The 12,417-nt window shown below is 38.8% G+C and carries 15 protein-coding genes; 6 read left to right on the forward strand and 9 right to left on the reverse strand.

All coding sequences use genetic code 11. From position 1 onward, the window contains the following. Positions 1–300 precede the first annotated feature (300 nt). From ACLOAU_RS08330 to ACLOAU_RS08345, 4 genes are all read left to right on the forward strand, one after another. Positions 301–723 carry a TIGR03067 domain-containing protein gene (locus ACLOAU_RS08330; protein WP_427861402.1) on the forward strand — a complete coding sequence of 141 codons (423 nt, stop codon included), beginning with the start codon at positions 301–303 and terminating at the stop codon, positions 721–723. A gap of 171 nt (positions 724–894) precedes the next feature. After that, entirely contained in the window at positions 895–1,440 is a 546-nt protein-coding gene (locus ACLOAU_RS08335) for a hypothetical protein (RefSeq protein WP_427861403.1), read from the forward strand. A gap of 2 nt (positions 1,441–1,442) precedes the next feature. Next, complete coding sequence (locus tag ACLOAU_RS08340; RefSeq protein ID WP_427861404.1) at positions 1,443–2,345, forward strand: IS3 family transposase; 903 nt, start codon at positions 1,443–1,445, stop codon at positions 2,343–2,345. Positions 2,346–2,680: 335 nt separating this feature from the next. Next, a complete protein-coding gene (locus tag ACLOAU_RS08345) occupies positions 2,681–3,037 on the forward strand; it encodes a hypothetical protein (RefSeq protein WP_427861405.1) in 357 nt (118 codons plus the stop codon). A 229-nt stretch (positions 3,038–3,266) separates the two neighbouring features. Here the strand turns inward: ACLOAU_RS08345 and ACLOAU_RS08350 are convergent, their stop codons facing one another. The 9 genes from ACLOAU_RS08350 to ACLOAU_RS08390 form a co-directional block, all read right to left on the reverse strand. Further along, a complete protein-coding gene (locus tag ACLOAU_RS08350) occupies positions 3,267–3,869 on the reverse strand; it encodes a hypothetical protein (RefSeq protein ID WP_427861406.1) in 603 nt (200 codons plus the stop codon). 336 nt (positions 3,870–4,205) lie between these two features. Then, positions 4,206–4,460, reverse strand: coding sequence for a hypothetical protein (locus tag ACLOAU_RS08355; RefSeq protein ID WP_427861407.1), 255 nt, complete (start codon positions 4,458–4,460; stop codon positions 4,206–4,208). A gap of 109 nt (positions 4,461–4,569) precedes the next feature. Continuing rightward, positions 4,570–5,076 carry an exonuclease domain-containing protein gene (locus ACLOAU_RS08360; RefSeq protein ID WP_427861408.1) on the reverse strand — a complete coding sequence of 169 codons (507 nt, stop codon included), beginning with the start codon at positions 5,074–5,076 and terminating at the stop codon, positions 4,570–4,572. Positions 5,077–5,414: 338 nt separating this feature from the next. Further along, entirely contained in the window at positions 5,415–6,011 is a 597-nt protein-coding gene (locus ACLOAU_RS08365; RefSeq protein WP_427861409.1) for a hypothetical protein, read from the reverse strand. 367 nt (positions 6,012–6,378) lie between these two features. Then, a complete protein-coding gene (locus ACLOAU_RS08370) occupies positions 6,379–7,470 on the reverse strand; it encodes a serine hydrolase domain-containing protein (RefSeq protein WP_427861410.1) in 1,092 nt (363 codons plus the stop codon). Between the two features lie 202 nt (positions 7,471–7,672). Continuing rightward, positions 7,673–8,482 carry a hypothetical protein gene (locus tag ACLOAU_RS08375; protein ID WP_427861411.1) on the reverse strand — a complete coding sequence of 270 codons (810 nt, stop codon included), beginning with the start codon at positions 8,480–8,482 and terminating at the stop codon, positions 7,673–7,675. A gap of 167 nt (positions 8,483–8,649) precedes the next feature. Continuing rightward, positions 8,650–9,297, reverse strand: coding sequence for a hypothetical protein (locus ACLOAU_RS08380; protein WP_427861412.1), 648 nt, complete (start codon positions 9,295–9,297; stop codon positions 8,650–8,652). A gap of 446 nt (positions 9,298–9,743) precedes the next feature. After that, positions 9,744–10,214 carry a hypothetical protein gene (locus ACLOAU_RS08385; RefSeq protein ID WP_427861413.1) on the reverse strand — a complete coding sequence of 157 codons (471 nt, stop codon included), beginning with the start codon at positions 10,212–10,214 and terminating at the stop codon, positions 9,744–9,746. A 361-nt stretch (positions 10,215–10,575) separates the two neighbouring features. Next, positions 10,576–11,322, reverse strand: a complete 747-nt coding sequence (locus ACLOAU_RS08390; RefSeq protein WP_427861414.1) for a bestrophin-like domain — start codon at positions 11,320–11,322, stop codon at positions 10,576–10,578. A gap of 189 nt (positions 11,323–11,511) precedes the next feature. On the opposite strand from ACLOAU_RS08390, the gene ACLOAU_RS08395 reads away from it, so the two are divergent. After that, positions 11,512–12,012, forward strand: coding sequence for a GNAT family N-acetyltransferase (locus tag ACLOAU_RS08395; protein WP_427861415.1), 501 nt, complete (start codon positions 11,512–11,514; stop codon positions 12,010–12,012). 2 nt (positions 12,013–12,014) lie between these two features. After that, positions 12,015–12,416 (forward strand): DsrE family protein, encoded by a 402-nt coding sequence (locus ACLOAU_RS08400; RefSeq protein WP_427861416.1) that lies wholly within the window; start codon positions 12,015–12,017, stop codon positions 12,414–12,416. Position 12,417 lies beyond the last annotated feature (1 nt).

Below are 12,417 nucleotides of genomic sequence, written 5' to 3' on the forward strand. Positions count from 1 at the left end.
ATCAGAGACATTCCTGAAGAGGTTCCTCCCCGTCCCCGCCAGAATGATCGTGTCGGGCTGGCGAAGGGGTCATCCGGGCGGGGGCTCCACTGCGTTGCGCTCGGAACGACGGTAGCGGAGGGATGACGGTACTAAGGGGCTGCATTCGTTTTGTTAACGGCGACACATCATCCGTGCCTACCCGCGGTTTGGCAAACCCCATGTTGCGTGCTGTGTTGTTGGGCAGTATGTAGTGTCTTCTCCATATTAATTGCAATTTTGTAACATTGCATATAGTTATGCGTTTGGTAATAAAACATTATGAAGATCTACCTCCTTATACTGCTACTCGTTTGCGCTTTGTCTTGCGGCGTCTCCAGGGATGCGGCAAAAGCTACCGACCAGGCAAACTTACAAGGAGCCTGGTTGGCGCAATCTGAAAGTCAAAACGGCAAGAAATGGAATGTATCTTACCTATATGTCTTCAAAGGAGATAAACTTTTTTTTACAGACGAGACCGGGAAGGAGGTTACCTATTCTTTCAAGTTGGACACTACTGGCAGCCTCAGGTTCATTGTTGTTCAGCCAGATGAAACGCTTAACATTTCGGCGCCTGTCAACATTGCTTATGAGTTGAACGGAGATTTGTTGAAGATTGTGATTGCGCCACCTGGTTTGCGCCCTACAGAAATATCAGACAAAAACAATCAGGAGTTGATTATCTGCAAGCGAAAGGGTTCATGAAAACGCCTAACCATAATGCCTGTGAAAAGGTAATAGCTACCCCTATCTTAAATTATTAAACCGGTTTTTGGCCCTTGCTGGTATTTCTCACCAGCAAGCGTCCTTATTGTGCACTTGGCCAGTTGGTGAAAATGTCTTGTCCTAAGATAGCTATACACCAAACAAGTGTATATGGAATCAAATCAACCAACAAATTATGTTTCCAGATCTGACGGACAGTCACGTTATGACAAACGATTGATTTTAAAAATTGTAAAAGAAGTGGAAGAAGGATTGCCCAGAAAAGAAGCCATGCGAATTTATGGTTTTGGAGTATCCACCTTAAATATCTGGTTAAAAAAATATGGTTCAACAAATTATCATGAGCATATCAAGCGAAAAACATATACAAAACTTCAAAAACGCACCATTGTCAGTGCTATCGAGCAAAAACGAATGAGCGTCAAAGAAGCTCAGGATGCCTATAAAATCAATTCTTCAAGCACCATCAGGTCATGGCTTCATCAATATAAAGCAGAAAACGTAGAGATTTGTATAGAAAAGCATGAGTCCATGAGTAAAAAGAAAAAAAGTAAAGAAGTGTTACAAACAGCGGCTCTGCAAAAAGCATTGGAAGAGGCTGAGCTAAAGATAAAAGCGCTGAATACTTTAATTGATGTGGCCGAAGAACAATTAAAAATTGATATTAGAAAAAAGTCTGGTGCCAGGCAGTCATAAAAATGAAACAGGATCACCCGGATAAAGGGATGGTTGTGTTATGCAGACTGTTTGGCAAAACAAGACATGCTTATTACGATGCATTATGGCGCAAAGAAAACTGCCTGGTCAAAGAAGATGTTATTATCCAGGAAGTAATTAATATCCGCAAAGAATTACCGGCATTAGGTACCCGCAAACTTCATTACCTATTACAGCACAGGCTTGTTTCTCATAAAATCAGTATAGGAAGAGATTATCTTTTTGATTTATTGGCAGAGCACATGCTGTTGATCCGTCGTAGAAAAAGAAAAGTTATTACAACGGACTCAAGGCACTGGATGCGTAAATATGGCAACCTGATAAAGTCTGTGTCAATAACCAGGCCCGAACAAATCTGGGTCAGTGATATTACCTACATCCGTATAAGTAATCAATGGGGATATCTAAGTTTAATTACAGACGCTTATTCCAGGAAAATTATGGGCTACAGCTTCCGCAATGACCTGTCCGCTGAGGGGTGTATAGAAGCTTTAAAAATGGCTTTAAATAACAGAATATATAATGAGCAGCTTATCCATCATTCTGACAGAGGTTCTCAATATTGTTCCCATCAATATGTAAACCTGTTGCTGGAAAATAAAATAGCAATCAGCATGACTGAAAATGGCGATCCATATGAAAATGCATTGGCAGAACGAGTAAATGGAATAATAAAAACGGAATTTAATTTGTATAATAACCAGCTTGGTTTTGAGCAGACCAATTATGTTATCAATAAAAGTATCAATGCGTATAATAGCTTAAGGCCGCATGCCAGTTGCGACTACATGACCCCTGATCAAGCCCATTTTAAATCCGGAAAGATTAATAAAAGATGGAAGAACTATAACCAAAATTATAATTTTGAAAAAGCAACTGTATAGTCATTACAGGATTGAAAATTATATTCGTATAACTATATCAGGACTTATTATTTAACCTGTATAGCTAATTTAGGACGATACAAAAACACCAAATGCGGCCCCTACCGATACAGAAAGGATACACGAACGATACAGCCAGGATACAGGAGCGATATACAAACGATACAGAAACGATACAGCCAGGATACAGAAAGGATACAGAAAACGTGCGTTGAGGGATCATAAGGGATCAGGAAGGGGCATAAGAGATCACAAGAGATCAGAAGGGATCAAAAGGGATCAAAAAAATAAACCGGCCCTTTAACATGCTAATTTTATATCGAAAATGTTTTAAAATGGGCCACAAATATCATACAACCCCGCTAGCTATGTTCTTCCATATTACGCTCGCTTTCTTTTGCTTACCAAAGGCCAAAAACAGCTGTATAACCGAAAATACTTTGTTGGTGAAAAACACCAACAAAGGCATCAAAATGGATCACAAACGTCATACAGCCCCGCTTGCTACGTTCTTCCATATTGCGCTCACTATAAACCGCGAGCCGAAAGGCTTTCCGCAGTGTTGGGGTTTCTTTGCGTCCTTGCTGGTGTTGCTCACCAGCAAGCATCTTTATTGTTTACCTGAACAGTTGGTGAAAAACACGAACTGCGGCGAGAAGCTTATTGGGTTGCGTACCTACGGCACGCGATAACCTGGCTATTTGGGCTTTCTACCAATGGATGGTCCCTGACGGGACCTGTACAACAAGCTTATTCCTCCGGTGTTGCCGGAATATGCTTTTAGATATTAAATTATGTTTGCCCTTTTTGCGATTCCAAGGTGTGTTACGAGCAGGCATTTTATTGGCAAATTATTAATCAGGCAATGGAGCAGTAGGCGAAAAACCAACCGTGGCGAGAAAACTCTTTTTAGTTGCTGTATTATTTCCAATAGTCCATCAAATATTTGTCAATCAGATTTATGTCTCTCAAGTCGAACAATTCCAAGCTATTCCAGTCAACTAAAACCATCTCACATTCTTCGCCTAAACTATGTAAAGCTGATTTAATCAAGTCGTATTGTTTTACTGAAACTATTAAGTTAATTGAGAGCCAAATATTTCTCACAAAGTCCTCTTGAGTTTCAAAAAATACAGTGAAGTTCGAGAAACCAAATGCTTTGATTATTCCTGTTTCGCAGTCAAGAATTTTATGACTGTCATAGTTGATTTTTTTTGCTTTTTCAAATTCAAAGCCTGTCAATAGTTGTTGCAGATAGTCTGTTCGAATTTCTTTTGAAAAAGTCGTAGTAGGCATTTGTCCTCGTACAAATGTTTCAGTAAATCCAGAATCTGTTCCTGACTTGTCAGCAAGGTCGTTTATTTGTTCAATCGTCTTTATGATGTATTCTTTATTTTCAATCGGAACAATTTCGATTTGGCAATAGTCGTCCTCCCAAAATGAAGGTAGGTAACTGTCTATTTTAACTTTACTTCTTGATGTGGTCTCTTGTCTAAATATTCTGAAAAAATCAAATAATTTCATTCTCGTTTCTTGAATTATGGTTGGTCAGAATATAGCAGCTAACTCCGAAATATACGAAACTAGTATCCACTAATCGTTTATAAATACTTGCGATGCCTATGTAGAGGCTGCTTTAATTGTCAATAATATTGTTAGTAGCTTTCGGGCAATCTTTGGCGTTTCCATTGGCTCCCAAGCAGTTTTGCTAATGTAAAACAGCACACCGACTTACGTAGTTAGAATTTTGTTTATGTTAATTTAGAATAAGCTAATAGTGAATAAAAGGTTAAGAATATATTCGCCAACCACAATAACGCCTATCTGTTGTGTGTTTGTTATCTTCCATCGCATATCCTTCTACCAGTCTTCAAGAAGCTCATTATTTTCAAATATCTCTATTGAATAGTTTCCTAAACTTTCTGGGAAAAGTTGAACTCCTTTTGCCTTGTGGTCAACTCTAACAGCCCAATGGAAATCGTTAATGTCACTTGTTCCAATAAACTTTAAACTTTTGCCATTCTTAACAATGAAAACAATAGCCTCAGGCTCAAGTTGTATTTCTAAGGGATCATCATTTTCAAAACAAGTAAATTCTATAATACTCTTTGTCATTGAGTTTGAAGTTTAATTTAGAGTGATTTTAAAATCCTCTATTTATTCATAAGCCATAATATTTATAGGGGATAATCTATAATTTCATTTTTCTTAATTGAATATGCCATTAGAATTTTATTTTTAGTCCAAACTCTTTTTTCATTGTCAATAATGCTTCTGCGTTCCCCTTCGCATCGTCCACCGGGTTATGAGTGTGTTTTGTTTTCCGTAAGTGTTTAAATGTCTTGAAAGTATCCTTTTCAATTCCTTTATATAAGCTGCCCAAATTTTGAGAACTAAAGCCAAATGGATTTACTCCTATGAAGTGGTGGAAATACCAACAAATGAACATCCAATCAAAACCGTTATTATCACTAATAAAAATGGGTCTGTCTTTGCAATTTATTTTAATCCAATCTGCAAAGTTTGTCATAACAGTTTTGGGCTCTCCAAATGCCAGCGTTTCTTCTCTTGAATATCCAGAAACAGCAAGGGCTTCTGGAATAAATTTGTCTGAAACTGGTTTCAGTTTTCCATAAAATGTTTTGTCAAGTTCTTCATCAACTAAAACTGCTCCAAAAGATATCATAGAAAAGTCGCCTGGAATAGGGCCATCACTTTCTACGTCAACCATTATATATGCCATTGTTTCTTAGCTTGTTCAGGATGTCATAAAATTGCCAACAACTTAGAGATATGCGAAATAGGTGTCCGTGTTAAGTCTACGAAGAGGCCGCTTTAATTGTCAATAATATTGTTTAGCAGCTATCGGGCAATCTTTGGTGTTGCCATTAGTTTCCCCGAAGCAGTTTTGCTAATGTAGTTATTTTTTGTAAAACGAAATAAGGCTTCCTGTAATTTGCTACTATAGAAAAACTTATTGGTTGCCAACGGCCATGGCTTCTGCAGTGCTGGTATTCCGTGATTCGTCAGCCAGTAAGCATAAACCCAATGTTGTGCGTTCGTTTTGTGTTACTCGTACTTAGTCAACATTATTTTGTCTGTGTCAATAGAACCGACTGTTTGGCCGAAGTAACGTTTTGTCAATAAGTTTGGAACTCTCCCACTTGCTTCGTGATTTATCATTGCTGTTATTTCTTCATCGGTCATACCGTCTTCCTTCATTTCTTCAACTTCTTCGTCTTCAAATATTTTCTGACTTAAAATTTCTTTCTCTTCTGGCAGCAAGTCGCCGGTATCATTATAAATTTCTCCATCGCAACCATCTTTCATGCGGATCTTTTCTCCACTATCAATAATTGCATAACTGTACAGTCCAACGGTGCTGTTCTCTACAAGTACTGCAATTTCGCTGTCAGGAAATGTGTCAATGAATACTTTTTCAGTTTCTGTTTGTGTCTTGCCAAAAAAGTGAAATGCTAAGTCAGGATGAACAACAATAAAGTTGTCATTGTAAAAGCCGGTAAACAGCGTATCAGGTTTGTTGGAATAATGCAAAGGCACTTCTTCTTTCGGTTCGTATTGTCCCAGATTTAATTTTGTCAAAATTTCTTTAGTGTCTGTCAACCTGGGTGACTTAATAATGATGTAATATTTATTCCAAGCCATTTTTATGAATTAAAATTTGAAAAGGATGTCGGTTTAAAATGACGCACAACTCGTTTATATGCGAAACAAATATCTATTAATCGGTGATAAATACTTATGAAGCTACGTAGAGCCCGCTTTATTTGTGAATAATATTGTTAATAGCTCCTGGGCAATCTTTGGTGTTCCCATTAGCTTCCTAAGCAGTTTTGCTAATGTAGTTATTTTTTGTAGAACAAAATGGCTTCCATTACAGGTGAAAAACTTATTGACCAGGAATAATCGGGATTACGATGGTGCGACAATAGAAATACCAATGTCGAGCATTTTTCTGCAGCCCTACTATTGCCAATACCATGTTACAGGTAGCCTTAACTGGTTGACAGGTTCATTCATTCGGAATTGTATATTGTTGGTTATGAAGAATGGAAAATATTCCATTACTAATTGGATTTAAGTCGGTATCAAAATTATTGCAGAGCATTGCGATTAAAACATTTTCATTGACAATATGTGTCATTATAGATCGGAATCCATTAATTGCTCCCTGATGAAAAATAAAGTGCATTTCTTTGTTTAAGTCTGTAACAAAAAATTTGGTTATTCCCACTCCGTATCCATAATTTGCCAAAGTAGCCGTAAACATTAGTTCTCTACTTTTTTGGGTAAGTAATTGATCTGTATAAAATGCCTTATCCCATAAAAACAGGTCGCCGGTTGTTGAGTAAATAGCCCCGGCCGAAAAAATAGTAGATAATATGTCTATATAGTCGGCATTCAAATAAATGCCAGATTTGAAATTATATCCTTTTGCCAGTTGTTTAATAATTGTTGATGAATTTTCAACACCAGTATTTTTCATTCCAGCAACATCCAGGATGTTTTTCTGTAACACATCTGCATAATTATTTTTAGTAATTTCTTCGATGATGGTTCCCAAAATATAATACCCTGTGTTTGAGTATTTATATTGGGTTCCGGGTTTTGATAAAAGACTATCGCTACAAAATTTCTGAACGAACTCTTTATGTGTATACGAATGCTTACTGATGTCGGAAAAGAAATCATCTCTTTCTGTATATTCGGCGAGCCCTGATGTGTGTGTTAGTAATTGATGTATTGTAATCCGGTCTCCAATTTCTTTTTTGTAGTAAGGCAAATATTGGGTAATTGTAGCATTTAGTTCAATCTTACCTGATTCAACAAGCTGCATAATTAAAACAGCAGTAAACTGCTTAGTCAATGAGGCAATACGGAATTTACTATTCTTTGAATTTGGAACATCAAATTCTCTGTCAGCAAATCCATAACTTTTTTCAAAAATTATTTTACCCTTCTCAGCTATTAAAACATTGCCACTAAATTTATTCAGATTGGTATAAGCTTGAACCAAGTTATCGATCTTTTCGTTTTGCGTCTGCGAGAAAACGAAAACATTTGTTTGAGTTAAGATAAAAAACAGGTATATAAATTTTCTCATGAGTCGTTTACGTAATTAGGTATCGTGTCGGAAAGCACTGCCTGCAATTCCGAAATATTGCGAACGCTTATCCGGTATTAATCGAAAAAGTTTTCCAAATGCTTATGATATATCTATGGATAGTTTGCTCTAACTGTCAATAGTATTTATTACTAGCTATCGGACTAATGTAGTTATTTTTTGTAAAAGTTACGGGTTGGTTTTACCGTTTTAGTTTAAAGCACCTCACAGAGCTAGTAACCAGATCTACTTTCGCATAGCAACCTCTCATACCAATATACAGGTTATGGCTATTTAAATAAGCAACAGATTGGGGCGCAAGCGATGTCCAGAACTGCTTTTTTAAACGGGCTATTTTTTGAAGATCTCTTACAACGAGCAAACCATCGTGAGTTACAAAGATTATTGTGTCTTTAACGACCGTTTCCGTCATAGGAGCACCTTCTAAGTCAAGCACCTTTGATATAGTAAATGTATCTTTTCCAGAAATGGCCAGCTTTAACAAGGCCCCGTCATTGGAACTTAAATGTGCCAGACCGGCTGTAAAGAACACTGTGTCGTTAAATTTGAAAAAAGAATTGATGTTGCCCCCCGGCAGCCTGAAATATTCAGGTTTGCTATACCCTTCTTTCACAGGGGCCGAGTAAAATTGAAGCGTCGGCGTTACCTGCTCATCCTTCCATTCACTATTAACAAATATCCTTTTAATTCTCTTGTCAAACGGTTTATAAAAAAGCCCGCCTCCAAACTCCCCGCCGTTCCGGGAAAGCAACAGTCCACCGGGAAGTTGGTATTCCGTATCTCCATTCATTGCTTTGGTTTGCTCTAATTGTAATGCACCCTTTTTTATAGTAACTTTTATCACCCGATCACTTTGGTTAAGTGGGTACCACTCCGTAGTTCCAGGAGCCGGAGGTTCAATCTCTATAAAGTCTTCCTGCCTGAGTATCTGACTAAAAGAGGTCGAAAAGAGCAGCAACATCAGTATGAAGCTGGTAACGTATTTGATCATTTGGCCCCAAAATTTAAATGCATATTTCGGAAATATTTTTTTTAATTTTTTAAAAAGCGTTGGCTGCCCAAAGCAGTTTTGCTAATGTACTTACATTTTATAAAACGGGATATGGTTCCCTTACATTTACTACCGCCAAACGAAAGCGTAAATATTAGCAGTGCTTTCTATTTTTTTCTTTTTTTGGTAGTTGAATGAGTTTTGTTGACAGGAATATTCTTTCCTGCAGTTCTATGACTAATTACAGATGAATAAGCTCGGTTAGGATTTGCAATTGTCTTTATTGCGCCTTGGTCGATTACAGTTGCATGAATTCCGTTGGGGTTTACAATCGGTTTTGTGCTTCCTCCGTGATCGGTTACAGTTGAGTGCGTTCCATCGGAATTTACAAGGGTTTGGGTGGGGCCTCCCTGACCAATAAACGTTGAATGCGTTCCGTTGGAGTTGACTATCGTCTTGGTAGAACCTCCATTGTCAATTACGGTTGAATGTGTTCCATCAGAGTTTACAAGGGTTTTGATGGGGCCTCCCTGATCAATAAACATAGAGTATGTTCCGTTGGAGTTGACAAGGGTCTTGGTTGAACCTCCATGATCAATCAAAATGGAATGCGTTCCATTAGAGTTGACGATGGTTTTGGTGGGGCCTCCGTTATCTATTACGGTTGAATACGTTCCGTTGGAGTTGACGATGGTTTTTACTGATCCTTCCCCTATTACAATCGAATGTGTTCCATTAGAGTTAACTACAACTGTTTGAGCATTTAGCTGCATCAGAGCGGCGCAGCACGCAATAATCGTGCATATCTTTTTCATGATTTTTTTATATACCCTTTAAGATGCAGATAATCAGTAAATGGTTGCTATGGATACGGGGTCTTTTTAACTAACCACTAACTCCAAAGTTTAGGCAGAAAATAGAGCAAAATTCCTCCTCGTCCCCGCCAGAATGATCGTGTCGGGCTGGCGACCGGGCCATCCGGGCGGAGACTTCGCTCCGCCATGCTCTTCGAAGGTTCGAAGAACTCCTTTGGAAAGTTCATTATATGGAATGACAATACGGGGACTTTCATTCGTTTCACCTATGAGGTAAGATTATTAGCATATGTCCGTCTGGTTATTTGTGGGGGGTAGTGGTTTTACTATCTGTAAAAATACTCCTCCCCAGCTTCTCAAGTATCGGAATGACGGCGCCAGGTGACTTGCATTCGTTTTCATTTGTTACCACATAAAGCTTGTCACTATGGTCGATTCTTTACAGCTTACATAGGTCTTTTTAGTATGATCTCATTAATATGGTACCCTCTTTCAGGAAAATGAAAATGAATTTCACCGTCAAATTTTTTGGCAAGTTGCGCCTTGTTCCTGCCAATTTTTGTTTTAGTGGTTACCTTCCACGGAATCCTTTCATCCTGCGTTAGATTAACGGAGTCTTTGTTTCTTCCGTCTGCGAATTTAAAATATACAGCATAACCACCTCTCCAGGGATCCGGCCAATCACCCACCTCTAAACTGGAAAAGTTTTTTGTAATCCGTCCTAAAGTGTCTTTTTTTATGATATCGTCAAGCGTGAAATTAATGCTGCGCGTATTCCGCATATAATCTTTTATAAGATAAGAAAGCACTACAATATCTTTATTGTCTTCAGCCAGTGTTTTTGTTTGAATTGTCTTCGATGCAGTTTGACAACCGGTAAATAAAATCAGTAGGAAAGGAAGGATTCGAAAGATCATATAGGTTTGTTTTTTCTGGTTATGAGCAATCTTGATTGACTCCAAAATAAGTGTTCGATAGGGCCCCCAATCAATTTTGCTAATGTACTTGTTTTTTGTAAAATGAAATACGGTTTTATGTATTGGGCGGTACGTATTCCTGAAGGAGATCCCTCCGCTCCACTTCGTTGCAGTCGGGATGACGTTACTAAAGGGCTGACATTGTTGTATTAACGGCGGCGGATTATTCGTGCATTTGTGGCATTAATAACATTGAGACTAGACCTTTCGACTTTGCTGCGCTCCGCTCCAAGTGACGATCCTCTTTTGTCATTGCGTATTATCTGCATCAACGGATGGTTGATAGCACGCTGCAACACTATTATTGCTGTTTGATAAAGTCATATGCCGCCTGTATATGATGGTAGGCCGGTTTGATCAAACCAATCCGCGGATTATTGAGATCGCTGATGACCAGCATGGTGAGTGAGATGGTTACAAAATAAATAAGCGGAACCAGGTAATGAACACGGGTTTTGATGCCGTTCATAAAGCCCACCAAAAAGCCAATAAGAAGGGATACGGTTATCAATAAAAAAATAATGAAAACGGGTGTTCGTTCATAATTGGCATAAGCATATGAGGTAACAGCGGCGGTAATCTGTTCAAAATACCCGGCAATTTTATTCACAATGTCTACCTGTTCAGACGTTGCTTCCGCTTTAAAACGCTGCAGCTTTTGCCAATAAGTATCGCTGATCTTTTTGGCATTACTAAAGGTAGTGATGTCGTCCGTTTTTTCATAAGCAAGCTGGTATTGTAAAAAGTTGCCCAGCATATGCCGGGTATACTGGTACATGGAGTCCGGCAATTCCCGGCTATAGCGGTACAACATATCAATATTATTAACTTCCCGGTGAAGGTTAGCCGATCGCTCCTTATGGGCATTGCCCGCCTGCAAAAAAGTAAAGGAAATAATAAGACCAAAAATGCCTATGATGGCATTTTCAATACCCGAGCTTTCCCAGGAGCGTTTCTTCTTATATACCGTTCCGTAACGTATGCCCAATAGCAAAGAGGTAAACAGGAGCAGTACATAAAAGATCATCCACCATAAAGAGTTCAGCATAACTAGCAGGGTTAAATAAGAGGGAATCGGGTAACCGAATATACAAAAAATACCGGCAGTATTATACCGTTATTGCCCGGTAATAATGTACAAGCTGTGATAATGCTATTTAAGCGTTGCGGCAATGAACAGGTTAGCGGCGGCTCTCACCTTTCCTGGTTTTTGTAACTTTGTATCATATATCGTTATATGATTTTTAGAAACGCAACGATCAACGACCTGGCAGCAATAAGTGCGATTGAAAATATATGTTTCCCACCTAACGAAGCGGCCTCGCCTTCATCTTTTGTCAAAAGGCTGGAGGTTTTTCCGCAACATTTTTGGTTGCTCGAAGCTGAAGGGGAGATAGTGGGATATATTAATGGTATGGTTACCGGTCATAAAACCATTAACGATGCCATGTTTGAACATGCAGCATTACACGATGAAAATGGAGCCTGGCAATCTGTGTTCGGACTGGCAGTAGCGCCGGTATTCAGGAACAACGGGTATGCCGGGAAGTTGATGCAACATCTTATTGAAAAGGCAGCAGCGCAAAACAGGAGCGGTGTTATATTAACCTGTAAGGAACACCTGACAGGCTTTTACCAAAAATTCGGCTTTGAAGACCTGGGTGTATCTCAATCCACTCATGGTGGGGAAATATGGCATGATATGACACTTTATTTACATTTAAAAGGGAAAGATTAATTATGGATAGTTTACATGAAACCGGTGGTAGTGCATTTAGTATAGCCGCGGCTCCTTTGCAACAGTATCATGCGTTGTATGTGATTAGTGAGGCAGGACCTAAAATAAAAAGTATTATTGGCAATATAACCAATGTATTGAAGGATCCCCGGCTGGAGGACAAGCTATTTATTGAGCTATTGGCTTTTGGCGACGGTATAGAAATGTTGCTTAAGGCTAATAATTACGAAACGCTCTTGCAACCTTTGGTTGATAAAGGTGTGGTGTTTGTGCAATGTATGAATACCTTAACAGGTCGTGGCATATCGCGGGAGGAGCTGTACCCCTTTGTGCATTATGTACCGAGTGCTAATGGTGAAATTATTTTGCGGCAATATGAAGGTTGGGCAATAGTAAAGCCATAGC

The sequence above is a fragment of the Paraniabella aurantiaca genome (genome assembly GCF_050309965.1).
Lineage (GTDB): Bacteria > Bacteroidota > Bacteroidia > Chitinophagales > Chitinophagaceae > Niabella.

Excerpts from the sequence above, each read along its gene's own strand:
- ACLOAU_RS08365 (WP_427861409.1), bottom strand. The coding sequence starts at position 6,011 with ATGGCTTGGAATAAATATTACATCATTATTAAGTCACCCAGGTTGACA.
- ACLOAU_RS08355 (WP_427861407.1), bottom strand. The coding sequence starts at position 4,460 with ATGACAAAGAGTATTATAGAATTTACTTGTTTTGAAAATGATGATCCC.
- ACLOAU_RS08330 (WP_427861402.1), top strand. The coding sequence starts at position 301 with ATGAAGATCTACCTCCTTATACTGCTACTCGTTTGCGCTTTGTCTTGC.
- ACLOAU_RS08370 (WP_427861410.1), bottom strand. The coding sequence starts at position 7,470 with ATGAGAAAATTTATATACCTGTTTTTTATCTTAACTCAAACAAATGTT.
- ACLOAU_RS08340 (WP_427861404.1), top strand. The coding sequence starts at position 1,443 with ATGAAACAGGATCACCCGGATAAAGGGATGGTTGTGTTATGCAGACTG.
- ACLOAU_RS08360 (WP_427861408.1), bottom strand. The coding sequence starts at position 5,076 with ATGGTTGACGTAGAAAGTGATGGCCCTATTCCAGGCGACTTTTCTATG.
- ACLOAU_RS08390 (WP_427861414.1), bottom strand. The coding sequence starts at position 11,322 with ATGCTGAACTCTTTATGGTGGATGATCTTTTATGTACTGCTCCTGTTT.
- ACLOAU_RS08350 (WP_427861406.1), bottom strand. The coding sequence starts at position 3,869 with ATGAAATTATTTGATTTTTTCAGAATATTTAGACAAGAGACCACATCA.
- ACLOAU_RS08375 (WP_427861411.1), bottom strand. The coding sequence starts at position 8,482 with ATGATCAAATACGTTACCAGCTTCATACTGATGTTGCTGCTCTTTTCG.
- ACLOAU_RS08345 (WP_427861405.1), top strand. The coding sequence starts at position 2,681 with ATGGGCCACAAATATCATACAACCCCGCTAGCTATGTTCTTCCATATT.
- ACLOAU_RS08380 (WP_427861412.1), bottom strand. The coding sequence starts at position 9,297 with ATGAAAAAGATATGCACGATTATTGCGTGCTGCGCCGCTCTGATGCAG.
- ACLOAU_RS08385 (WP_427861413.1), bottom strand. The coding sequence starts at position 10,214 with ATGATCTTTCGAATCCTTCCTTTCCTACTGATTTTATTTACCGGTTGT.
- ACLOAU_RS08335 (WP_427861403.1), top strand. The coding sequence starts at position 895 with ATGGAATCAAATCAACCAACAAATTATGTTTCCAGATCTGACGGACAG.
- ACLOAU_RS08400 (WP_427861416.1), top strand. The coding sequence starts at position 12,015 with ATGGATAGTTTACATGAAACCGGTGGTAGTGCATTTAGTATAGCCGCG.
- ACLOAU_RS08395 (WP_427861415.1), top strand. The coding sequence starts at position 11,512 with ATGATTTTTAGAAACGCAACGATCAACGACCTGGCAGCAATAAGTGCG.